Origin of the sequence: Pontibacillus chungwhensis BH030062, assembly GCF_000770675.1 — a bacterium.
Classification (GTDB): Bacteria; Bacillota; Bacilli; order Bacillales; family BH030062; genus Pontibacillus; species Pontibacillus chungwhensis.
The window spans coordinates 97,707-119,841 of record NZ_AVBG01000007.1; the positions used below are offsets into that span (position 1 = coordinate 97,707).

General features: G+C 42.5%; 25 protein-coding genes. 5 read left to right on the forward strand and 20 right to left on the reverse strand.

From position 1 onward, the window contains the following. Positions 1 to 27: 27 nt before the first annotated feature. The 9 genes from N780_RS10525 to N780_RS10565 form a co-directional block, all read right to left on the reverse strand. On the reverse strand, positions 28 to 1,005 hold the full coding sequence (locus N780_RS10525; RefSeq protein ID WP_036783581.1) for an ABC transporter substrate-binding protein: 978 nt from the start codon (positions 1,003 to 1,005) through the stop codon (positions 28 to 30). A 431-nt stretch (positions 1,006 to 1,436) separates the two neighbouring features. After that, the gene (locus N780_RS10530; RefSeq protein ID WP_052115010.1) at positions 1,437 to 3,461 is read right to left on the reverse strand and encodes a sigma-54 interaction domain-containing protein; all 2,025 of its coding nucleotides are present in this window, start codon (positions 3,459 to 3,461) and stop codon (positions 1,437 to 1,439) included. An 89-nt stretch (positions 3,462 to 3,550) separates the two neighbouring features. After that, positions 3,551 to 4,711 (reverse strand): beta-aspartyl-peptidase, encoded by a 1,161-nt coding sequence (iadA, locus tag N780_RS10535; RefSeq protein ID WP_036783583.1) that lies wholly within the window; start codon positions 4,709 to 4,711, stop codon positions 3,551 to 3,553. A gap of 22 nt (positions 4,712 to 4,733) precedes the next feature. Next, positions 4,734 to 6,185 carry a Na+/H+ antiporter NhaC gene (gene nhaC, locus N780_RS10540; RefSeq protein ID WP_036783584.1) on the reverse strand — a complete coding sequence of 484 codons (1,452 nt, stop codon included), beginning with the start codon at positions 6,183 to 6,185 and terminating at the stop codon, positions 4,734 to 4,736. Between the two features lie 245 nt (positions 6,186 to 6,430). Beyond that, positions 6,431 to 6,742: a hypothetical protein gene (locus tag N780_RS10545; RefSeq protein ID WP_036783585.1), complete on the reverse strand. Its 312-nt coding sequence runs from the start codon at positions 6,740 to 6,742 to the stop codon at positions 6,431 to 6,433. A 450-nt stretch (positions 6,743 to 7,192) separates the two neighbouring features. Then, entirely contained in the window at positions 7,193 to 7,630 is a 438-nt protein-coding gene (locus N780_RS10550) for a hypothetical protein (RefSeq protein WP_036783587.1), read from the reverse strand. A 160-nt stretch (positions 7,631 to 7,790) separates the two neighbouring features. After that, a complete protein-coding gene (locus tag N780_RS10555; RefSeq protein WP_036783588.1) occupies positions 7,791 to 8,399 on the reverse strand; it encodes an ABC-2 transporter permease in 609 nt (202 codons plus the stop codon). Continuing rightward, positions 8,380 to 9,261, reverse strand: coding sequence for an ABC transporter ATP-binding protein (locus N780_RS10560; protein WP_036783589.1), 882 nt, complete (start codon positions 9,259 to 9,261; stop codon positions 8,380 to 8,382). Before N780_RS10560 ends, N780_RS10555 begins: the two co-directional genes overlap by 20 nt. Then, complete coding sequence (locus N780_RS10565) at positions 9,261 to 9,638, reverse strand: GntR family transcriptional regulator (protein ID WP_036783591.1); 378 nt, start codon at positions 9,636 to 9,638, stop codon at positions 9,261 to 9,263. The genes N780_RS10560 and N780_RS10565 overlap by 1 nt, the downstream gene beginning before the upstream one ends. 469 nt (positions 9,639 to 10,107) lie before the next feature. Here N780_RS10565 and N780_RS10570 point away from each other — a divergent pair, with 469 nt between their 5' ends. Continuing rightward, entirely contained in the window at positions 10,108 to 11,328 is a 1,221-nt protein-coding gene (locus tag N780_RS10570) for a hemolysin family protein (protein WP_036783592.1), read from the forward strand. A gap of 162 nt (positions 11,329 to 11,490) precedes the next feature. Next, on the forward strand, positions 11,491 to 11,763 hold the full coding sequence (locus N780_RS10575) for a hypothetical protein (RefSeq protein ID WP_036783596.1): 273 nt from the start codon (positions 11,491 to 11,493) through the stop codon (positions 11,761 to 11,763). A gap of 509 nt (positions 11,764 to 12,272) precedes the next feature. Here N780_RS10575 and N780_RS19230 read toward each other — a convergent pair. The 8 genes from N780_RS19230 to N780_RS10615 form a co-directional block, all read right to left on the reverse strand. Next, entirely contained in the window at positions 12,273 to 13,658 is a 1,386-nt protein-coding gene (locus N780_RS19230) for a sensor histidine kinase (RefSeq protein WP_198135852.1), read from the reverse strand. Positions 13,659 to 13,666: 8 nt separating this feature from the next. Continuing rightward, a complete protein-coding gene (locus N780_RS10590) occupies positions 13,667 to 14,371 on the reverse strand; it encodes a response regulator transcription factor (protein WP_036783599.1) in 705 nt (234 codons plus the stop codon). Between the two features lie 26 nt (positions 14,372 to 14,397). Continuing rightward, positions 14,398 to 15,348 (reverse strand): ABC transporter permease, encoded by a 951-nt coding sequence (locus N780_RS10595; protein ID WP_036783600.1) that lies wholly within the window; start codon positions 15,346 to 15,348, stop codon positions 14,398 to 14,400. Further along, complete coding sequence (locus N780_RS10600; RefSeq protein ID WP_036783601.1) at positions 15,349 to 16,272, reverse strand: ABC transporter ATP-binding protein; 924 nt, start codon at positions 16,270 to 16,272, stop codon at positions 15,349 to 15,351. Positions 16,273 to 16,718: 446 nt separating this feature from the next. Continuing rightward, on the reverse strand, positions 16,719 to 16,859 hold the full coding sequence (locus N780_RS19515) for a YvrJ family protein (RefSeq protein ID WP_084599526.1): 141 nt from the start codon (positions 16,857 to 16,859) through the stop codon (positions 16,719 to 16,721). 58 nt (positions 16,860 to 16,917) lie between these two features. After that, positions 16,918 to 17,133: a DUF2922 domain-containing protein gene (locus tag N780_RS10605; protein ID WP_036783602.1), complete on the reverse strand. Its 216-nt coding sequence runs from the start codon at positions 17,131 to 17,133 to the stop codon at positions 16,918 to 16,920. Positions 17,134 to 17,164: 31 nt separating this feature from the next. Next, positions 17,165 to 17,386, reverse strand: coding sequence for a DUF1659 domain-containing protein (locus N780_RS10610; RefSeq protein WP_036783604.1), 222 nt, complete (start codon positions 17,384 to 17,386; stop codon positions 17,165 to 17,167). A gap of 376 nt (positions 17,387 to 17,762) precedes the next feature. Further along, positions 17,763 to 18,569: an arylamine N-acetyltransferase family protein gene (locus N780_RS10615; RefSeq protein WP_036783606.1), complete on the reverse strand. Its 807-nt coding sequence runs from the start codon at positions 18,567 to 18,569 to the stop codon at positions 17,763 to 17,765. 270 nt (positions 18,570 to 18,839) lie between these two features. Here N780_RS10615 and N780_RS10620 point away from each other — a divergent pair, with 270 nt between their 5' ends. Next, a complete protein-coding gene (locus N780_RS10620) occupies positions 18,840 to 19,160 on the forward strand; it encodes a hypothetical protein (protein ID WP_036783607.1) in 321 nt (106 codons plus the stop codon). Positions 19,161 to 19,356: 196 nt separating this feature from the next. After that, positions 19,357 to 19,749 (forward strand): DUF2500 domain-containing protein, encoded by a 393-nt coding sequence (locus tag N780_RS10625; protein ID WP_036783608.1) that lies wholly within the window; start codon positions 19,357 to 19,359, stop codon positions 19,747 to 19,749. 360 nt (positions 19,750 to 20,109) lie between these two features. On the opposite strand, the gene N780_RS10630 is transcribed toward N780_RS10625, so the two are convergent. Continuing rightward, positions 20,110 to 20,319: a hypothetical protein gene (locus N780_RS10630; protein WP_036783610.1), complete on the reverse strand. Its 210-nt coding sequence runs from the start codon at positions 20,317 to 20,319 to the stop codon at positions 20,110 to 20,112. A gap of 99 nt (positions 20,320 to 20,418) precedes the next feature. Then, positions 20,419 to 20,715 (reverse strand): hypothetical protein, encoded by a 297-nt coding sequence (locus tag N780_RS10635; protein ID WP_036783612.1) that lies wholly within the window; start codon positions 20,713 to 20,715, stop codon positions 20,419 to 20,421. 302 nt (positions 20,716 to 21,017) lie between these two features. On the opposite strand from N780_RS10635, the gene N780_RS19840 reads away from it, so the two are divergent. Then, positions 21,018 to 21,176, forward strand: coding sequence for a hypothetical protein (locus tag N780_RS19840; protein WP_156969147.1), 159 nt, complete (start codon positions 21,018 to 21,020; stop codon positions 21,174 to 21,176). Positions 21,177 to 21,204: 28 nt separating this feature from the next. Here N780_RS19840 and N780_RS10640 read toward each other — a convergent pair whose 3' ends face one another. Next, positions 21,205 to 22,065 (reverse strand): phosphotransferase family protein, encoded by an 861-nt coding sequence (locus tag N780_RS10640; protein WP_036783613.1) that lies wholly within the window; start codon positions 22,063 to 22,065, stop codon positions 21,205 to 21,207. Positions 22,066 to 22,135: the final 70 nt, after the last annotated feature.

The following is a 22,135-nucleotide window of genomic DNA, read 5'->3' on the forward strand; positions in this document are numbered from 1 at the left end:
ATTTGAAACGGTTTAGCCTTTTTTTGATTACTTATTGATATACTCCATCGCTTCATCAACCATTTGGTCGCGACCAATCGCTCCCCACGCTTTGTAAATCCAGAAGTCTGTCTTCAGAACATTTCCGTTCTCGACAGCATCAAGATCTTTCCATAAGCTGCTTTCTTGAATGGAAGAGTAATTCTCTGGCCCACCGGATGAATCCACTTGTAAGAAGATATGGTCAGCATTCATTTCAGGAATAACTTCCATAGACAAGTCACCACGCTCTTTCGGGTCCGTTAAGTCAGAAGGCTCAAATCCAAGATCCGTATATAAAAAATCGACCATTGGGTGTGTCGTCTCAGGGTAAATTTGAATCACTTTCTCACGGATACGCAAGAAGGCTAATTTTTTGTTATCCAGCTTAGCCACTTCTTCTTGTGCCTTAGCTACTTTCTCTTCAAGCTCTGCAATCTTTTCTTCTGCTAGTGCTTCCTTATCAAAGATCTTTGCAATCTTCATAAGGTCCTGCTTCCAGAACTCAGGGTCATTGCGGTCCTCTTCAGATTCAGCACCAAGAACGATCGTTGGAGCAATCTTCTCCAGGTCTTCATAGATTTTTGAAGCAATATAATCATCGGCAAGAATTAAGTCAGGATTAATTTCTAAAATCTTCTCAAGGTTTACTTCTGCTGCAGATCCTACAATCTCAGCCCCCTGAAGCTGATCAGATAAGTAAGGGATGTAGTCGCCCCCATATTGAGGCTGTGCTGTAACACCAGCTGGCTTCTCATCAATCGTTAGCATGTGATCAAAGTAACTAGGACGAAGCGCAACCACCTTATCAACATTCTCAGGAATTTCCGTTTCTCCCTTTAAGTGCGTAATCGTTTTCGTTTCAGACTGCTTTTTCTCTTCCTCTTTAGACGCTCCCTCATCCTTTTGTCCTTCCGTCTCAGAACAAGCAGCTAGAAGGAATAAGCAAGCAACCATCGCAAACATTATGTATGATTTTAATTTCATGTCATGACCTCTCCTTATGTAGTATTAAATTATTATAGTGATAATGATAACTATTTTCAATTACGGAATCAAGACTTTTTTGGACAGGGGGACAGGTTCATCGTCCCTTCGTTTCTCGAAATATTATTCTCTTCGCAAAAAAGAAGAATGAGCCACGGCAGCAGACCGGAGCTCATTCTTTATGTTGATCTCTTACTTTTTATTGTGTGTAAAGCTCTTAAAGGTAAGAGATTACCTTGATCTGTGACCTTTTCATCATTAGAACACGTTAAAAAGTCACAGAAAACTCCTATCTCTTCCCTTTTGACTCGTTATAGTACCAAAAAGGTGAAAGAATGCCAGTATCTGTGACGTTTCCAAGTCACTAAGCTACAAGAATGTCACAGATCAACATGCTTTGTACGCTCAAATCTTCCTCCGCACTTCGTTCTTCAACCATTCACAGCCTCTTTCACATAAGCACGCCCTTCTTCCGTAATCGTACATCCACGTACGCCCTTATTCACCTCAACCCACCCTTTATCTTTCAAAGAATGAATAATCGACTTCACTTTCCCTTCCCCGATCAGAATGCCTTTTTGTCTCAATTCCTCCACGATCTTTCTTCTTCCAATGCCAAACTTTCGATGAATCATCAACAGGACTTCCTCTTCTTCTGAAAGACCTGAAGAATGCAAAGCTTTCCCCACTGCCTGCGGGGAAGCCCCTTCTCTCTTTAAATATCTAGGTAGCTCACCATAGCTAAGTTTACCGCTTACAGAGCGCATGTTCACAATGTATTCCACCGCATTCATTAACTCCCGCACGTTGCCCGGCCACGGATGATACTCCAAGAAAGAAATCGCCCCTTCATCTAAGTACTGACTCAAGTCATACACTTCTTCTTCCGCATAATGATTCAAATAATAGTGAAGAAGTGGAGGAATGTCTTCCCGTCGCTCTCTAATAGGAATGGTTTCAATCGGCAAGATATTGAGGCGGTAGTATAGATCCTCCCGAAAGGCCCCATCTCTCACCTGTTGTTCTAGATCTTTATTTGTTGCAGCGATAATCCTGACGTCAATCGGGATCTGCTCGGTGCCCCCTACTTTACGCACCGCCCCTTCCTGAAGCACGCGTAATAATTTCACCTGTAACGCAAGAGGAGCGTCACCGATCTCATCCATAAAAATCGTACCCGTATGAGCTTCTTCAAACAGCCCTTTCTTGCCACCTTTATGCGCTCCTGTGAACGCACCACTCTCATACCCAAACAATTCGCTTTCTAAAATCGAAGAAGACAAAGCTGCAAGATTCACAGCAACAAAAGGCCGCTTCGATCTCGCTGATTCATTATGAATGGATTGAGCCAGGATCTCTTTCCCTGTTCCGCTCTCTCCTTGAATAAGAATCGTTGATTGCCCACGAGCCATTTTTCTAGCCAGCCCAATCATTTCCTTCATAGAAGCATTCCGTGTATGGAGATGCTCGAAATTATATTGCGCTGTATAGGTACTGGACTTCATTTTCTTTCGCAGCTCACGGTCCACCTGTTGAAAGGTGTCATAGTTTTCAATCTCTAATAGATAGGTAATCACTTGTTCATGATCCTCAATCTTCTCAACGGATGTGATCAACGTCTTGTCGCGCACATGTACAATATGATCCCTTTCTGAATAGGCTTCTGACAGATCAAAGTCTCCCCCGAATAAGTCTTGTATACCAAACTCCTTCATCTCCCGTTCAGGAAAGATGTGAGTCATTTTCTCATTAAAATAGGTAATCCGCCCTGCCTCATCACAGAATAAAAGGGCTTTAGGAAATTTATCGAGAATCGTCATGTTAAGGAAGTTTGAGTAATCTAAACGCTGGTTCAATGATGATAGCTGTTTCGTCACGTTCATGATATCTTTCACATATTCAGCAGAAGCGAGCGAACCAGACGTCTCAAGCATGCCTAACTCCACTAGGACCTCGGTAATCGAGGTTATATCCACTTGTCTCGTGCCAATATCGATGACTTCTTGAACACGCTTTGGAATAAGATGAGGCTCACCTGGCGTAATCGCTACAGGGCAAGACGCATAGTGGCTCATCCCCGGGTAATAAGGATGGTAGGTGAATGAATCAAATCCGTGCCTTTTCAGTTGATCAATCGCTTCAGCACAACTGTCTTCTGTATCGTTCACAAGAAGAACGTGCTCATTCTCTTTTATGGATAATAGGGGCTCGATAAACTCATATCGAAGCGCTCTTCTTGCGATTATCACTTTCTTAGCCGTTTGAACCCTCTCATATACAAGGCGGTAAATGGTATCTCCGGTCAGCACGACTATGTCATCATCAAACGTTTCATCAAATCCCCTCTCAACAGAGAAACCACGAACGTTTACTTCTTCTCCTAAGTATCTGCTTAACTGTTCTACGACACTATGTAATGTATTCTCCCCTAATGAAATCACGCTGACTGTTCTCATAAGATGCCTGTCCCTCCACCCTTTTTCTTCTAGTATGAAAGAGCCCCTAGCCTTTGTCTAGTTTCCTAGATAAGCTTAGGGGCTCTCCATTATTCAAACGTTCCTTTTCGAACCGTATCTCCTTGGTGAACGAAGGAGACTCCGTTAATCATCACATCCGATATCGATAAATCTTCTTCATTTAACACCAACAAATCCGCATAGCTTCCTTCTTCAATTAAACCACGCTGACCGAGTCCAAGCCCTTGAGCTGGGTTCGTTGTAAATGGTTTAATCGCATCTTCTACAGAAATGCTTTCATCTCTAATGAGAAAGCGAAGGGCTTCTAGTGTAGGCTCAAAGCCAGCAACTTTCATCCCTGTTAACTGTCCGCCCTCGTCAAACACTGGCAAACTTCCATTTGCATCTGAACTTACCGTAATTTGATTAATACTCACTCCTTGATTTAGTAAATAAAGGAGGCTCTCAGCCGGGGTTAGGCTCTTGCTGTTACCTTTCATTCCAACATTCGAAGTAATATCTACAAGCCCCCCACGATTGGCAAATTCAACAGAAGCCTCTAGCAAATCAAACGTACGGTTCACATGCGTCGGGCTAAATAGACCAATAGGAAGATCCGTTTCTTCAAGAATTTGATAGAGCTGTTCGTAATGCCCCTTGCCGCTTCCCATATGCAGATGGATAAAGCCTTTCTTCTTCGCAAGCATAGAAGACACGCGTATGTAAGAGGCGAGCCGCTTTAACTCTTCCGTCGTTACATATGAGGAACGATGGTCTTCGATCGCAAGTTTTAACCCAAGAATCTCTTCTATAAATAAAAGATCTTCCCGAACCTCGCCTGTGATCGTATTCGAAGGATAGCCATATCCTCCTGTAAGCATATACGCATTCAACCCCTCTTCCCGCAGGGCCTTCGCTTTTGCTAAGAGGCTTTTAGGAGTTCTCCCTACGTCATTTGTACCAAGCAATCCAACAACCGTTGTAATCCCGCTTTCCACAACGTGACTCAGCTGAACCTCTGGTGTGCTCGACGCGAATCCTCCTTCTCCTCCTCCACCCGTTATATGAACGTGGCGATCGACAAGGCCAGGCATAACAATCGCGTTCGAACGATCCAACACCTCAACGTCCACGCCTGTTACATCGATGGAATCTTTGATTTCTATTATTTTGCCACCAGCAAGAAGAATATCTTTCTTGCCGATGGATTGTGGTGTATATACGTGTGCATGTTTTAGTAATCGCAGCAATTTCTAGTCCCTCCAGCATCTATTAAGCTTTGTATTGTGGTTGTTCTTGATTTTCTGCAGTCTGTTGTGTAGACGGTGTAATCTTTTCAATGGAAAACCCTGTAAACCCAAAGAGTATGGCAAAAATAAATCCAACGTAACACATCACCGCCCAAGGTAAGTACTCAATAACCGGAACACCAAGTGTCGTAGACATATAAACCCCTGCTAGTGACCAAGGAACAATTGGCACAACCACGGTTCCTGAGTCTTCTAATGTACGGGATAAGTTCTTCGCATGAAGGCCACGTTCCTGGTACACTTTTTGGAACAGTTCACCTGGAACAAGTATCGATAAGTAAGAGCTTCCGGTTGTAATCGCCATCGTTAAACAAGATAGAACAGTAGATAAAACAAGGCTACCTGTTGATTTCGCTACTTCATTCACTTTCTCAAGAACGACTTCAAGAGATCCAGTTTTACTCAAGATTCCCGCAAATGAGAATGCACAAAAGGCAATAAGCGTTGTGCCCATCATCGATTCCATTCCACCACGGTTTAACAGCCCGGAAACATCTTCTGATATAGAAGAAAGAGAAGAAGCTCCGCCCATCATCGTCACATCAAATCCACTTACACTCGCTACAAAAGCACTCTCAAGCGTCACGCCTTGCATCGTAACCCCGATGATAATGGCCGTTATAACAGAAGCTAACATAACAGGAATGGTAGGAAACTTCATAATTGATCCGGCTAGAACAATAATCACCGGAAGAATTAAAAGAATGTTCCAGTCATATAACGCATTTAACGTCTCAGTCATCATAGCTAATTTCTCATCTGCTCCTGCACTCGCATCAGCTGCCCCGCTTCCGGCAAATAAGTAAATGATGATTCCAACAAGAGCGGCCGGTATGGTGGTGTAAAGCATGTGCTTAATGTGTTCATATAAGTTACTCCCAGCAGCTGCTGGAGCTAAATTCGTTGTATCTGATAATGGAGACAGCTTATCTCCGAAATAAGAACCCGCCACTACAGCACCTGCTGTCATTGGAAGAGAAACTCCTTGTACGAGCGCAATTCCCATAATCGCAACACCCATCGTACCTGCTGACCCCCAAGAAGTCCCCGTAAACACAGAAACAACAGCTGTTACCGCGAATGCCGTTACCACTAAGAAATCTGGATTAATTAATTTCATTCCGTAATAAATCATGACAGGGATCGTCCCCGAGATCATCCACGTCCCAATCAGAATCCCAACTGTAATTAAAATCAATATCGCCGGCAGCGCTTTTGCCGTTGTTTCGACAATCCCCTGCTGCATTTCTTCCCATTTCACGCCAACTTTTAGGCCAACAAGAGCCGCAATAATCGCCGCAATAATAAGCAACGGCTCTGCCTCCATATGGAATACACCATACCCGATACCTAAAAGAAGCAGCATCGATACAATCGGCGTAATCGCTAATAAAAAACTCGGTCTTTGTTTCATCCTTTTTCCCCCTCAAAAGATTTTAAGCTTGTTTATGATTCTATGTGCAAATTTCATGCCAACTTTTAAAATGACTGAATTTTTCGACGTATATCGGGTTTAGCACATTTTGTCGGGTAGGTATTACTGGGATAAAAAGGGATGATAACGGGATTGGTTCTGTTTATATCCCACAAAAAAAGGACAAATCCATTTTCGGTTTGTCCTTTTCTAATTCATTCACAACCAAAGTGTTCGCAAATAAATCATTCATGCTTTGTTAATTCATAAATACGATCTTTAAAACTAACGAGGAACTCATCTTCACGATTCTTTTTATAAAAGATCTCCGTCCCTACTGGAAATAGAGTCGCCTCTTTATTATTCTGAGGCATCGTGCTAGGAGAATTGTACTTCACTTTTCCGTAGCTTTTTCCTAGATCTTCTTTAGAATAGTCCGAGACTTCTGCTCGGTACACTTCCCCATCTAATTTAATAAGGTTCAAGTTCTCTCCGTCACAACCAAATAGCAGTATTGTGGTTATAAAGATTAAACCAATGCTCATTCCTTTTTTCATTATCATACCTCTTTTTAGTCGTTTAGCTTCATTACAAACACATCCTCGCGACCGGACTCTCTACGCGCGCAAATCAGGATACCCTTGTTCGACGACGCTTCCCCAATGTTTCTTCAAGAATGGAATAACTTTCTGTACGATACACATTTCATTTGGTTTCATTTACCTGGACCATGGGGACAAGATTCCTGGTTGCGCCCCTCGCTCTTCTCTCTGACCTTTTACAAGACAAAGAGATGAAAAAGGGAAAAGATCCGCTTCCTCTGCGCCCTTCCCGCTCCACTACATAAGAAAAGGGCACGTATTCCGCGTATCCGTGCCCTTTTTTCCTTATAAAACTGTTTAAAATGTCATTGAGAAGCACTTGTGTGTGACATGCTCGAGCAATCAAGCCACGAAAAGGTCACTGAGCGTCTAACCTTACTGGCATAAGGGCGTGACCGCTCCCTATCAGTTAAGCTTTTCAGTGTCTGAAACAACGAACCCACAGTCATAATCAGCTTTGAATGTAACAAGAAATTCTTCCCGCTTCAGATCTGGTTTATTGTCCACCACCCGCTGAAGCCGAACCAATAGATCGATGAAGGTAAAGCCGTGCTCATCATTTCGAATATCTATAATTTTAAAAGGTTCCATATAGTAACCGTTCTCTTTCCTGCCTTCTATATACTTCCTCTCAAGAGCTGCAAACGTTTTTCCCTGTAGCGCCAGCGTTAAGGCATGCTCTATTTGGTCCTCTCGGGTTTTCGAGATCTTTATACCCGCAACCCATTCAATCGTGTCATTGGCTTTTTCACACTTTGGCGCCTCATCTTCAGCATAGATGGGTGTACCAACATTCAAAAAGATACCATTTACTATACATGCGAAAAGGATTTGCTTTTCCATCTCCATCATCCTACGTTTTAGTTACCATTAGGATTCCCAGCACATACACCACTATGCGGGAAGGTATGGGACAGTCCTCTTCGGCACCCTCTAGTGCATGTGGAAAAGTTCGCTCTTCTTCATACTACCGAAAGCAACCGAACCAAACCTGCACTCTAATTCAAAACACCTTTTTCTCATAAATCCGGATCGACACTATCCAAGAGAAGCCATACAAGCATCCAACCAAAACCACCATTCCCACATACAAGGAGGGAGTAGTGGTTGTCAGGATTATGTATACTTTCTCCCGAATTAGGTCGTTCAAATTCGGAATGAGCGTATTAACCAATAGCATATAGGCGCCGAATGCCACGATAGAGGCCACAAATAAATACTGACTTTTATATTGATAGCTAAACGGCAAGATAAATGAAGCTGCTATAAACACAAGAATCATCATAATCAGCAGGTGCTTCCAAAGCGTGATCTCACCATGGAAGACGAGGTTTCCCACAAATAGCGCCAAAGCCACTAGAAGAGTAAACAAAACGGCCACCACGTATTTTGAACTGACGATTTGTTTCCTTGTGTATGGCAAAGAGTTTAGCAACATATGTACATTCGACTTCTCATCCAAAGAGAATGTATTCGTAATCATCACGATGCTAAAGATAAGTCCGACCCAAATAGAAGAAACTCCAAGTGCCAGGTAGACACATAAAGCGAGCGCAAGAATGGCGAGCGTCTTCTTTTGCATCACAATATCTTTACGAATTAAGTTGAACATAGTCCGCCGCCCCCTTCTTCGTATAGAACATAATATCTTCAAGACTTGGTTCCTCAATTAGAACGGTGTCCCCAAATACATCTTCCACCCTTTCTTTGTGATCCGTTAAAGCAACAAATCCAAAGGAGTTTCTCTGAATCCCGATAAATTCCTGTTCCGTCTCTTCATCCAGCAACTCTAGCTCTCCTTTGACAAGGGCATAGTCTTCATTCATTTCAAAAAGATCCTTCGTGAAGATATGCTCACCGTTATGAATAAACGTTATATAATCGGCAATCGAATCTAAATCCGTAGTGATATGAGTAGAGAAAAAGATGGTCTTCCCTCCGTCCTCCATCAGGCTCCGAAGAACCTCAAGCAGCTCCCTTCTGAATATCGGATCAAGTCCAGAGGTCGGCTCATCCATGATAATCAGTTCTGCGTGATGGGACAGAGCAATGGTTAAGGAAGCTTTCATCATCATACCTTTTGAAAAAGTCTTCATCGGTTTCTTAAGAGGCAGCTGAAAGGTGTTCACATACTCATAAAAAAGATCATCATCCCATGTCTTATAGGCGCGTTTCACTATATCTTTCATTTCTGCTAAAGATAGGTGCTCATAGAAAACAAACTCATCATACACAAAGCCGATTCGTTGCTTAATCTCTTTTTCGTGATCCTTATAAGATAAGCCAAACACAGACACCTCTCCGCGATCTGGCTCGAGTAAGTTCATTATCAGCTTAATCGTCGTAGACTTCCCCACTCCATTTCCACCAATAAAACCGTGCACAAATCCTTTTCTCACGGTTAGCGAGAAATCCTTCAAAGTAAATCCTTTAAACGATTTCGAAACGTTATTCAGTTCCACCACCGGTTCCATCATTCTTCCTCCCTGTACAAAATAGTAAGCAACTCTTGTAATTCAGTAAGGGTAAGACCAACGTCTTTGCTGTTGTGGACCGCCGCTGCTAATTGCTCTTCAATCCCCTTCATCTTGCTTTCCTTAATCATTTCTTCATTCTGATCGGATACAAATGAACCTCTCCCTACAACAGAATAGATAAATCCATCTTTTTCTAATTCCTCGTAAGCCCGCTTCGACGTAATCAGACTGACGTTTAGTTCTTTCGCTAGCTGACGCATAGAAGGTAGAGAATACCCCGGCTTCAGCTCATGCGAGAGGATCTGATCTCGAATTTGTTCGTAAATTTGTTCATAAATCGGTTGCTTCCCCCGATTCGAAAGTATGATGTTCATTCCAAAACCTTCCTCTTCGTATATGTACATTATTATATACAATATACACAATATACACAATAGAGAATGGTAAAAAATAGGGCGAGGATAAGTGCAGGTTTCTTACACAAGGGACTAGGTGGGGGTTTCAAGCGGGTGCTCTGTTACCTTTTTTTAGTTCGGATAGGCTAGAAAGGTAAACGATCCATTCGCTCTATAACCTCCCCCTCCACTAAACTAGAAAAAGGGCACAGATCCCGCGTATCTGTGCCCTTTTAACTTGTGACAGAGTCAAAAAAGTAAACGATCTCTTCTATCTGTGACATTTCCGAGCCAGACCCCCACGAAAAGGTCCCACACCCCCTCTAACAAAAGCTCGAGAACGATCCAGCGCTTTCGTTATAACTCTTCTCCATTTCTTTTCACAACCGATTTTGATATAGTTGTAGAAGTATGAACTTGAACGGACATCATAAGGAGGAACGAAGTCGTGCTCATAGCGATTATTATACTGATCTTCGTCTCTGCTTTCTTCTCAGGGAGCGAGACCGCCTTGACGGCAACGAATCGAATGAAGTTGCAGACAAGGGCAAATAACCATGACAAAAAGGCCGAAAAATTATTGTACCTTGTCTCAAGGCCTAGTGAGTTTATCACCACCATCCTAATTGGAAACAACATAGCCAACATTCTATTGCCGACTCTTGTGACCATACTCGCTGTCGAATATGGCATTAACGTCGGAATTGCGTCCGCTGTCCTGACCATTACAATCATTATCTTTGCAGAAGTAATTCCGAAATCGGTCGCGGCCACTTATCCGGATCGCATTGCGACGACGGTGGCTCCCATTATCCGCTTCTTTATTATTATTTTTAAGCCGATTACGATCGTCTTAAATAAACTGACGGACTACTTAAACAATGTGCTCTCAAATGGGCAACAAGAAGAAGCATCGATCTCTAAAGAAGAGCTTCGAACGATGATTGACATCGCTGGGTCTGAGGGGACATTTAACGAAGAGGAATCGAACCGAATTAAAGGTGTGTTCGACTTTCAGAACTTAAATGTGAAAGATGTGCTCCAAACCCCACGCGTGGATGTAGAAGCCATCCCTCATACCGCAAGATTTGAAGAAGTACGAGAAATTGTGATGCAGCACCCTTATACGCGTTACCCTGTCTTTCGGGATGACATGGACGACATCATTGCTGTCTTCCATTCGAAGTATCTCCTGAACTGGGACGCAGATCGTGAACAGTCATTAAAAACATTTTGTTCCAATGAGCCGTTAATTGTGTATGAGTTCCAAAAGGTGGAGTGGGTATTGCGGAAGATGAGCCTCGAGAAGCAGCATATGGCCATTGTGCTCGATGAATACGGCGGCACTGAAGGAATCATTACACACGAGGATATTATCGAAGCGATGATCGGACTCGAAATTGAAGATGAACTAGACCCGGATGATGACGCGATTGTTGAGAAACTATCTGATACAGAACTCATCTGTGACGGGAAAGCCACCTTGTACAAGGTCAACTCCATTTTCGACACCGATATCCCGGAAGATGAGGACGTACTCGCTGCATACATTTTGAATGAGTTAGATGATCACCCTGAAGAAGGAACCGTTCTTGAGCGAAACAACCTAACGTTTAAGATTCTTGAAATGGACGGACGTTCCATTTCACGAGTTCAGATTATTAAGTAAAAATAGCTATAAGACCCCCCTTACAGTCTTATTAGCACTAAAAAAAGAAAAATTTATATGTAGAGGTTGCCTATAACATGAATTACTGTATAGTAGTTAAAGGAACTGTTGAATGGGCAGACTAATGAGCATTAATGAAATTCTGAAATTAGAGGTGTTTATATGAATTTTAACAATATAAAAAGCAAGCTCGATAGCTTAGGCGCGATCCAGTCGATCACGATTTCTTACCTTGAAACGAGAGAAGACGATGACTCGGCATTTGATGTTTATGTAAACGTCAAACACAACACGAACGCAAAAAACGATTTTGAATCCATTATCGTAAAAGAAGAAGCTTCATTAGAAGAAGCAGAGAGCATTGCTCAACGCCTGACGAATTCTCTAGGCCGTTATTATAAGAACGTTCAATATTTAGGACATGAATTACAGTAGAAAAAAAGCGACTCTATTAAGAGTCGCTTTTTTATTTATTATCCAATCGTACCTATTGCTTGTAAAATCATCACACCAATGCCACAAGAGATCACTCCCACCAAAAAGGTGACTAAAGTGAATCCCCACCCCTTTGACTCGGTCTTTTTAAGATATAAGCTATAGACAAGTGAGAGAATAATACCTATTATAAGTGCTCCAGACGTTGTGTTAGGAAGAAATGTCTCCATACTCAAAACGATCACCTCAGTTCAATCATCTTACTTTATTGGAGCCGGGTCAAGGGGACAGGTACCTTGTCCCGCCCAAGCAGCCGATCTCTTACCTTTCACTTGCGCACAGCTTTTAAAAGGTAAGAGATAAGCTTGATCAGTAACCTTTTCCAAACCTCACTGACTAAAAAGGGTAGCGAAGCACCGGCTCTCTTACCTTTTGAAGCATCATTACCCCAAAAAGGTAAGAAAGCACTAAATTCTGCGACGTTTCTAAGCTAGCAATAGCCAAAAAGGTCACAGATCCACAACCTCTCCGTTCACATACAACGGCAAAGTGATTACAAAAGTACTCCCTTGACCTGATTCGCTCTCTACATCTATCTCCCCATCATGAGCTTTAACGATCGATTTCACAATGGAAAGTCCAAGACCCGACCCACCATGCTGAGTCGAGCGTGACTTTTCAGCACGGTAAAAGGAAGTAAAAATATAAGGCAGGTCCTCTTTGTCGATCCCTTGACCATTATCCACGACACGAATTATTACATTTCGTTCTGACTGATCCGGGCGCACCTCGATCCAGATTCGAGTCCCCCCATACCTACACGCATTATCAATCAGGTTACTCATCACCTGTTCAATACGAATCGGATCAAGGAGAATGCTCCTGGGCTGAGGTTCAATTGTATAGCTTAGCTCCACCTCTTGTTCTTGGAGGTCAAATTGATATTTGATAAGTTGTTTCTCAAAGTACTCCACAACGTTGACAACTTCCTTCTCAATCGCGAGCTGATCGGCTTCTGACTTCGAGAACTCAAATAAATCTTCTATTAAATGATCAAGATGCGTCGTTTTATCATGAATTACCTGAAGATACCGCTGTTTCATTTCTTCATTCCGCACAACACCATCCCGAAGCCCTTCGACATAGCCTTTAATGGAAGACAAAGGAGTGCGTAAATCATGAGAGATGCTTGCAATTAATTGCTTTCTCGCATCTTCATATTGCTTCTGCTTCGTAAAGGAATCCTTCACATGCTGCCTCATGACGTTGAATCCTTGAATAAATCGTCCGATCTCATCTCTTTTCTTATACTGAATCGGATAATCAAGGTTGCCGTTTCTCATTTCTTCTGTAGCCTGATAGATTTGTTTTAAAGGAGTCAGCACGGTCCGGGAGATATAGGTCGTCCAGATGACCACCATTAGAAGCAACGTGAGCACTCCGATCCCCACACTTAGAAGAAGAATATGAACAATGTCCGTCATTCTTTTAAAAGGTTCACTTTGAGCAGAGTTGGCGCGAATGGTTACGCCCCATTTCCTATCTTCCTCTCCCGCCACTTGAATGGTGAACGTATTGAGATTAGGTAAGAAGCTATTTAGTTCCTCTACCTCTATATAAGTTCTGGAATCAAAAAGGACTTCATCACCTTCTCCTTCGATCGTGATATTCATTTGATAACGATCAAGAAGGGTTTTGATTTCCTGGTAGAAGGCGTCCTGATTCGGAAGCTTTTCCTCATTCATTCGAATTTCTCTTCGTACATCTGTGAATAACTGGTCCAGCTCATCCTCATCATTCGCTATTTGGTTGGCCCCAAGGTAAAAGGTTAAGATCGCTGCAAGAATGGGAACGAGAATCGTTGACAAAAAAGCAAAGACAAGCCGCTTTTTCAAACTAGATTTCATAAAGAATCGTTGAATTTATATCCAACGCCCCATACCGTTTCTATATATTGCGGCTTCGTTGATTCGCTTTCAATCTTGTCTCTTAGTTTACTCATATAGACCGTTACTGTATTGAGATCCCCAAAGTCTGTATACCCCCAGACCTTCTCATAGAGTTGTTCCTTGGAGAATACCTGTCCCTTGTTGGATAACAACACATAAAGCAGCTTAAATTCCTTCGCTGTTAAAGTCACTTTTTCGCCTTTCACATACAACTCATGCCGCTTCACATCTAGCTTCAAGTCTTTATACTCCATGATGTCTTGATTCTCTTCTTCACTTTGATTCGAGAAATGTTTATACCGACGCAAATGAGCTTTGATACGTGCCACTAATTCTCCAGGGCTAAAGGGCTTCGTGATATAATCATCCGCCCCGATCCCGAGTCCGATGATTTTATCGGTGTCACTTTTCTTCGCACTCATCATTAAAATCGGGATCGTTGATTCCTTTCGAATCCTACGGCAAACCTCAATGCCGTCCATATTCGGAAGCATAATATCCAACACTGCTAAAATAGGTTTCTCTTGATGAAATTGAGCAAGGCCCTCCTCCCCGTCATGGGCAAGGATCGTCGTGTACCCTTCTACATATAGGTAATCCCTCACTAACTCCCCAAGTTCCTTCTCATCTTCCACTACTAATATTTTATCTCCGTTCATAACACCCCGCCTTTATACGTCCTACATCACGCAGCAACATCCCGTTTCTTGAACACGACCCACGTTAATGTAGTAAAGATTACAAAATAAACCAGTAATACCGTTATTGAAAACGTCATCGTCATCCCCTCAACTAATGGAGTACCATTTGTGTATTGCTGAAGGTTTGTATTAGCAAACAACACATACTTCACCCATTCATAGCTGCTTAACAATTGGGTGATCTGTGGCCCAGTGAACATTAAAAAGATCGCAATGCCAATCGCGAGTGAACTGCTTCTGAAAACGGTCGAAATCATAAACGCCAGCGTCACCATCATAAGCAAATCAACGCTATTGAACCCGAATAATTGAATAATGTGAGTAATCATATTAGTCTCTTCTACGCTGCCATTGTTATACACGAGATAAGGTTGATCCACACCCCCGAGCCCAAAGAGCACGCTACCTACCAAAAAGGAAAACAGGAATAATAAGACCAAGCTGAACAACGCAAACAAAATCGTTGCGATATATTTTGATAGGATAATCTTCGTACGATTAACAGGCCTAATCAACAACAACTTAATCGTACCCCAGGAGAATTCACTTGCAACCATACTACTCGCAACCACTATCGTAAATAGCGCAATAATACCTGTGAAGTTCGTCGCGTCTATCATGAAGCCTAGCACAGACTGGGACTCAACAGGAGGAATATCTTCGTCGATTCGGTACTCATTAATTGCAACTTGTTGCTGAACGTACGTTTCACCCGCTCCTTTTAAGGGACTTTCCTCTAGCTGCTTTTGTAACTGAGCATTTTCTATTTGCAGGGTTTCTTTCCAATTCGTATTTTCATTTGATTCCATTATAAAAGCAGTGAAGGCCCCTAACCCTAAAACAGCGAAGAGAATTAATCCAATCATCACCCATGTTCCTAATCGTTTATACAGCTTCATATGTTCATTTTGAATTAAATTCATCATTTTAACCATTTACTTTTCACCGCCTGTCATTTCTAAGAATTTCTCTTCTAGCGTCGATTGGATACTCGAAATGCCATATACCCTGATGCGATGCTCAACAAATAACTCTGTCACATCCGCAATTTCCTCGTAGGAAACGGTCGTATCTATGAAACCATCTCCCACGCTTTCTACTACGGAATCATACGTAGACCGCAGCAATTCGACCGCCTGATCTAGTGGAGACACGTGGTAACGCATCTTGTGTTTCGAAGATGAGCCAACAAAGTCCCTAACGGATTCCACACTAATTAATCTACCGTTTTGAATAATTCCAATACGGTCACACATCAACTGCATCTCAGACAGAAGATGACTCGACACAAACACAGCCATGTTCTCTTCATGAGCGATTCGACGGATATAATTTCGAATCTCACGAATCCCAGCAGGGTCGAGGCCATTTGTAGGCTCATCGAGAATTAATAAAGAAGGCGAATGAAGCAAAGCTTGGGCTAATCCTAATCGTTGCCTCATGCCAAGTGAATAGTTCCCAACTTTATGTTTAATCCTTTCTTCTAAACCTACTAACTTCACCACCTCACGAATCCGGTCCTTTGAGATCTTCTTCGGAACCATCCTCGCGTAATGAATCAAATTGTCATAACCAGAAAGAAATTTATACATCTCCGGATTCTCAATAATCCCTCCAACATGAGCAATTGCCTTCTCGAAATTCTCTTCAATACTATGATTGTGAATCAGGATTTCTCCTTCTGTGATATCCATTAGCCCGACCATCATGCGAATCGTCGTCGTCTTCCCCGCCCCATTAGGACCGAGGAACCCAAACACCTCGCCAGGAAACACCTGCAGATTGAGATCGTCAATTATGGTGGACTTGCCGATCCTTTTTGTTACATGATTCAACTCAACGACTGGCTTCTTACTCATAACCATACCTCCCTTTCAAGCTAAACCCATTATGACAACAAGGTCTTATCAATCACTTATAAAAGTATTAAAAAAGTATTAAAAGTGGTCCAGGGGGACAGTGGGCCGCGGGGACGGGTTCCTTGTCCCAGTTGGGCCGCGGGGACTGGGCCGCGGGGACGGGTCCCCCGTCCCGCCGCACAAGCAGAAGATGTCTTACCTTTCTCTTGCGTGGCCACCTTAAAAGGTAAGAGAGCAGCTTGATCTGTGACCTTCCAACAGTCTTACCAGCTAAAAAAGGAAGAGAAGCACCGAATCAATTCCCTTTTGACGTATCTTCACCCCTGAAAGGTAAGAGAGCCCCCGTATCAGTGACGTTTCCGGGATAGAAATAACCAAAAAGGTCACAGATCCTCTTATAAAGAAAAAAAGGACTTAAAGGGAGCGCTCCCATTAAGTCCTTTTTCTTATCCGACCTTCATTTGTTCAGCTAAATGATGGATGCTCGCCACAAGCATGTCGAGTTTTCCTTCCATTCGATGCAACAGATAAAACGTCACAAGAACCGGAAAGCCAACCTCAGGTACCCACGTCATCCATTCCTCCATCGCTCCTCACCCCTTGCCTTACCCAAAAAGGGAGAGGATCCCCTCTCCCTTTTTCAGATTATAGTTCGATATCCGCTACGTTTCGCTCGACGATTCTAGCCTCTTTCTTACTGACAAGGTCGCCACCGCTTGAAGTGAAGCAGTTCTGCGTCACGATCTCATCCATGGCTGCATTTAATGCCACCACATCCACCGGTTCGATCGGATCATCAAGTGATATCGTTACTGTACGGCCGTCCTGATTTTCAAATTTCATTTCAAGTTTCTTCGCCATCTTTACCTCCCCTTTCGTTTCCGTTTAATCATTAAGCACCAAGAATTAGGCTTGAGTCATTGCGTTCGATGCCAGATAATTTGCGCTGTTGAAGCGGATGAAGGGCATTCGCTACCGCAAATAGCTGATCAGCCGTTGCTTCTGTCTTCACGTTGTTGAAGTTCTTGTTCTTGTAAGTCATGTTCCCCTTCTCATCAAGACCATCTTCTAACACAATCTGTAGCTGAGATCGGAATGTGTTTGTGATTGCCATGTCGATCACCTCCTTTCACTTCTATAATCGTTCAGAAGCGAAAGGTGGGTGCCTATGGTTTAGAAAATAATTTGAGTCAGGGGGACAGGTTCTTTGTCCCGTCGCCAATCGGGGTGCAAGGATCAGTCGAACTGATCTGTGACCTTTTATAAAAGAAGCATGCCTAAACTGGCAGTGATCACCCTTCTCTATGACCTTTCCACCTCATAAAACGCAAAAAAAGTCACAGATAGCCAGTATCTGTGACCCTTTTATAGAGATAAGACTCCAAAAGGGAAGAGAAACGTACTATCAGTGACTTTTTAACTGCAAATAGTCATGAAAAGGTCACTGATAACTGATCTACTTTCTAAGAGGAGCAGGTAGCCCCTGTTTCTTATTCCTCTCCTCTGTCTTCAAGCACATAATGAAGGTTGAATCGTTCCCTAGCCAGCCTCACAAAATCATCATACGCCAACTCTTCCTTCATTTTCTCCCCGTCTTCCCACGTAGTCATCGATGAAGAGGTTAGTGTCTGACTCCCGCCTTCAAGAAGCTGGACGGCGAGAGGGCTTTTATTAAACTTAGATTTCTCATGCGTCTCGATCAAGTGCTGAATCTCATTCATTTCATCTTCCACGTGAACAAGAGGCACTGCGCTAAACGCATAGCCAATTCGCCTCGTATCATCTTTATCCTTTACCTTCACTTCAAGGACATGGTCACCATAATCCGTATCGAGCTGGCTTACTTTAAACTCCCCGTTACTTGATGTAACAAGCTCCCCTGTCATGGGAACGAGGGTTAACGGCAGGTTCCCCCCAAATCCAACATCCATCAAGTAATCCCCTGACTCGTCATGGACAATGACCGCTGCATGAGTTCTGCCAGTATCAGACCACTGATCCTCGGCCGCGTTATACACCTCACCGCGCACAAGTGAAACCTTAAATCCATTGTCATGCAGAAAATAATACAAGAGAGGGTTCAGTTCATAGCAAAGCCCTCCCTCCTGTTGGTCAAGAATCTTGTGACGAAGATTCTCCTTAGAGATCTCCAGACTGTTTTTGTTCAGAATCCGAAAGTTCTCAAACGGAACCGCCCAGGCTGTTTTCTCAAGCACTTCAGAGAGGTTTGTGATTGTAAGTCTTGTTTCGACTGGCAATCCAATTCGCTCTCTATAAGCCTCATTGAATGACTTCAATCTGCTTCACGCCCTTTTTTATTTGTTACTGTTTATTATGGCACAAACGTATATGGAGAAGAAGAATCCTGCTCCTGTTAGAACACAATCATCTGCCCCTTGTAACGGGTGGTCACTGATTCTGTGAGTGGTGGTGTATTCACTAAGTTATCTGGTTATTTATGTTAAAATGAAATCAACAGTACCAGTGAGTTTATAAAAAACTGTACTTTCATTCTTCGATATTCCGTATTCATTTATATTAAAAAGAGATATAAAGGAGCCAATCATATGACCGAGGTCGATAGTGCAATGACTCTATATATTTTGTTTATGATTATAGCGACTTTTGTAAGCTTTACATATGGTTCGATCATGATTCGAAAAACGGGACTGTTTCAACAAGGAGTCCTCATTGCCGGAACGCTTAACTTCCTATTAGGTTTAGGTGCCCTCATGGGTTGGTTTTTCTTTGCAGGTGCTATCAATGAATTTTTATTATTTGGAGGTTTGGTTTTAGGTATTGGATTATTAATAGCAGGCGAGGCTGTGTTGGTGGCAATTTTATTACTGAAACGGAAGAAGTGGCTACAAATCTACCATGATAGTTAAAATCTGCAGAATAATAGTAACCACTAACAAACGAGCGCATGAGATGAAGAAGAAATTTATAAACTACAAAAAGCAGGGTGCTCTTCTCCATCTCACGCGCTCCCCAAGGAAGAAACACCCACATATTTCATTTTCCGTTTATACTGAAACTTCCATCGTGTAAAATCGTACTTGATAGAGAAAGGAGTTGATTCGGATGGGATCAGGCATAAACCAGGGACCTTCAGATCTAATATTTTCAATCGGGCCTTATTTTATCGCTATTGTGTTTATCATCGTCATCGGCAGTTTTCTCTTTGCCGTTTTCTCTTCCATTAAGCAGTGGAGTTACAACAATAAGCAACCGATATTATCTGTGAATGCGAAAATAATTGGTAAAAGGACGGAAGTTAAAAAACGTGGCAGCGCTGGCGATGATCACGGATCTAGCACTCGTACATACTATTACACAACATTCGAGGTCGAAAGCGGCGACCGGATGGAGTTACCGATGGACGGACGCGAGCAAGGCTTATTAGCTGAAGGTGATGTAGGAACGCTTACCTTTCAAGGGACACGATACAAAGGATTTGAACGCATGGCGGGCTAAGGGGACAGGCGGGATAAGGGGACAGGTACCTTGTCCCGCCCACACTTCTTGGAATGTTTTCGCACAGGGATGGGTTCACTTACCTTTTACAGTCACCAGCAGATCTTATATCAAGAGAGGCGCTCAGTGATCTTTTCCTATAAAAAAATCGAGAAAAAGGGCAGAGATGAGCCTCATCTCTGCCCTTTTGGCTATATGTATAGATTGAAATGTAAGGGAGAGCACTAATCAGTGACCTTTTGATGCCTTGGAGCGCTTAAAAGGTCAGAGATCAGCACTCCTTTTCTCAGAGGAAGCACGGAGCACCCTCATGTTGATCCCTCGTCATGTAATAATCAAACGATATGTAACTGCTATCCATTATTTCGACTCCAGGTTCTTAATGAGTCGGATCGCCCAGTATAAAACAATCCACGGAAGAATATACTTCGTCACCCACTCTACCATACCAAACATAAAGATAATAATAGAATCAGGGTTCACCCCAAAATAGGGTGCCGTAAAGTAGAGGACCACTATGGCCACCACAACTAACAACATGTCTTTCCAAGAAAGATCACTTAGCTTCATAGAAATGTTATACACTCCCTTCTAAAAAAATTAACAGGGACGGGTTCACTGGCACTTCCAATCCTGTGCCAAGGGACCCGTCCCCGTGGTACAAACACCTTATGTATGATTATATTTTTCCGCTACTTTACGCTCTGCTTTATGGACAATGTAAAAACAAAACTCTGCTACAAGAATTCCAAAGATAGAAACCAAGATATTGCTACCTATGTAAAAGGCTATCGCAGCTAACAAACCATCCATGAATAAAAGGAAACCTACTGTAACAAGAACGGACACTATCAAAATGTGGATAACGTTAAGCATTCTGAAATAGAGTCTTAACAGGATGCTTAACGAAAACACAACAACTTGAGGTAAAAGTAAATACACAAGAGTGAAAAGGCCAACTCCCACTCTTCCACCTCCTTATGTGATCTTTATAATAATCTTATTATTAGTTTAGCACATTGGACATGGGGGCAGGTTCCTTGTCCCGCTTCTTCTTCGAGGCTAGGGGTTAGGCACCTCCCCACTTGAATAATTAGTTATGCAATACGGAGGATTATTGGAATATTTATGGTAAAATGAATTAAAAGTTCCTGCTATTTTTCACAACTAAGAGTTGCATTTTGACAATCTTGAAAACCCATAAGGGACATTACATCCGCACTGCGTTTTTGTCGTTGTGTCATCAATACAAACAGGAGGTGAATGCTATGGGTATCGTTATTGAAATTTTATTAAATCTGGGCGTAAATCTCCTTTCTTTGCTTTTCCCAAGTAAGGAAGAAAGAGAAGAAAAAAAGCTAAAGAAAGCGTACTACAAACGGTTGAAAGAGGAACAGGAAGAGGAGCAGAAACGAAAAGACTACTAGGGGATAGACCCTTGCCCCTCCTCCTGAGTTACACCACCCACTTTTTTAATATCTCTAAATTAACTTCCAAAAATGAAGCATTGTCCTCCACCCCTCTACGCTTACACCACCCAATACTATTAAAAGCGTCCGTAAATTGATAGAAAGGTAGCACCTTTTCTAAATCAATCAGCGGTCTCACGGACTTATAACCATCTTGATAAGCCTGGAATAAACGATCATCACAACTCAAAAAATCTCGATGAAGCTTCGTGAAGTCGATTTCGGTGGAACCAAATCGCACGCTTTCAAAATCGATAACTCCTGACACGGTTTCTTCATCCACTATAATATTGCCCGGCCGAAAATCCATATGTACAAAGCTTGGCCCGTCTGGCGCTGGGAGCTCGTGCTTCATCTGTTCGAATTTCTTCAACGCTTTCCTATATAAGGATTCATCAAGAACGTCACGAACATCCTCTGCAAAACTATAAAACTGCTTTTCAAGAAAAGTGGACCAGTTCGGAAATTCATTTTTAATTCCCTTCAATGACTTTTCAGGCGGACGAATAGAATGCATCTCTGCATGAAGAACCCCGACCTGGTAAGCGATATTTGGTGTAGCTGCCGTAGTTAGAGGCTTCCCTTTTAATTCAGACAAAACGAATGCTCCAGGACACTCCTCATCCCCTTCCCAATGATCCAATAGGCTAGGAATGGCAACTTTCCCTTTTAAGATCTCATACGCTTCCAATTCTCTCTGAAATTTTAATTTAGAAAAAGGAATTTTCAGATAGACCCGTTCCCCCGTAGACAACACACATTGATAAACTGTAGAGCTAAAAGAATCCTCTACCTCATTCATAGATTCCACTTGTAATCCTAACTGTTGGATGACGCGATTCAACATTACCTTACCCTCGCTTTCATGATAAATTTCTTCCCCTAAACTTTGAGATGCCTGTAATGCACATCGTACA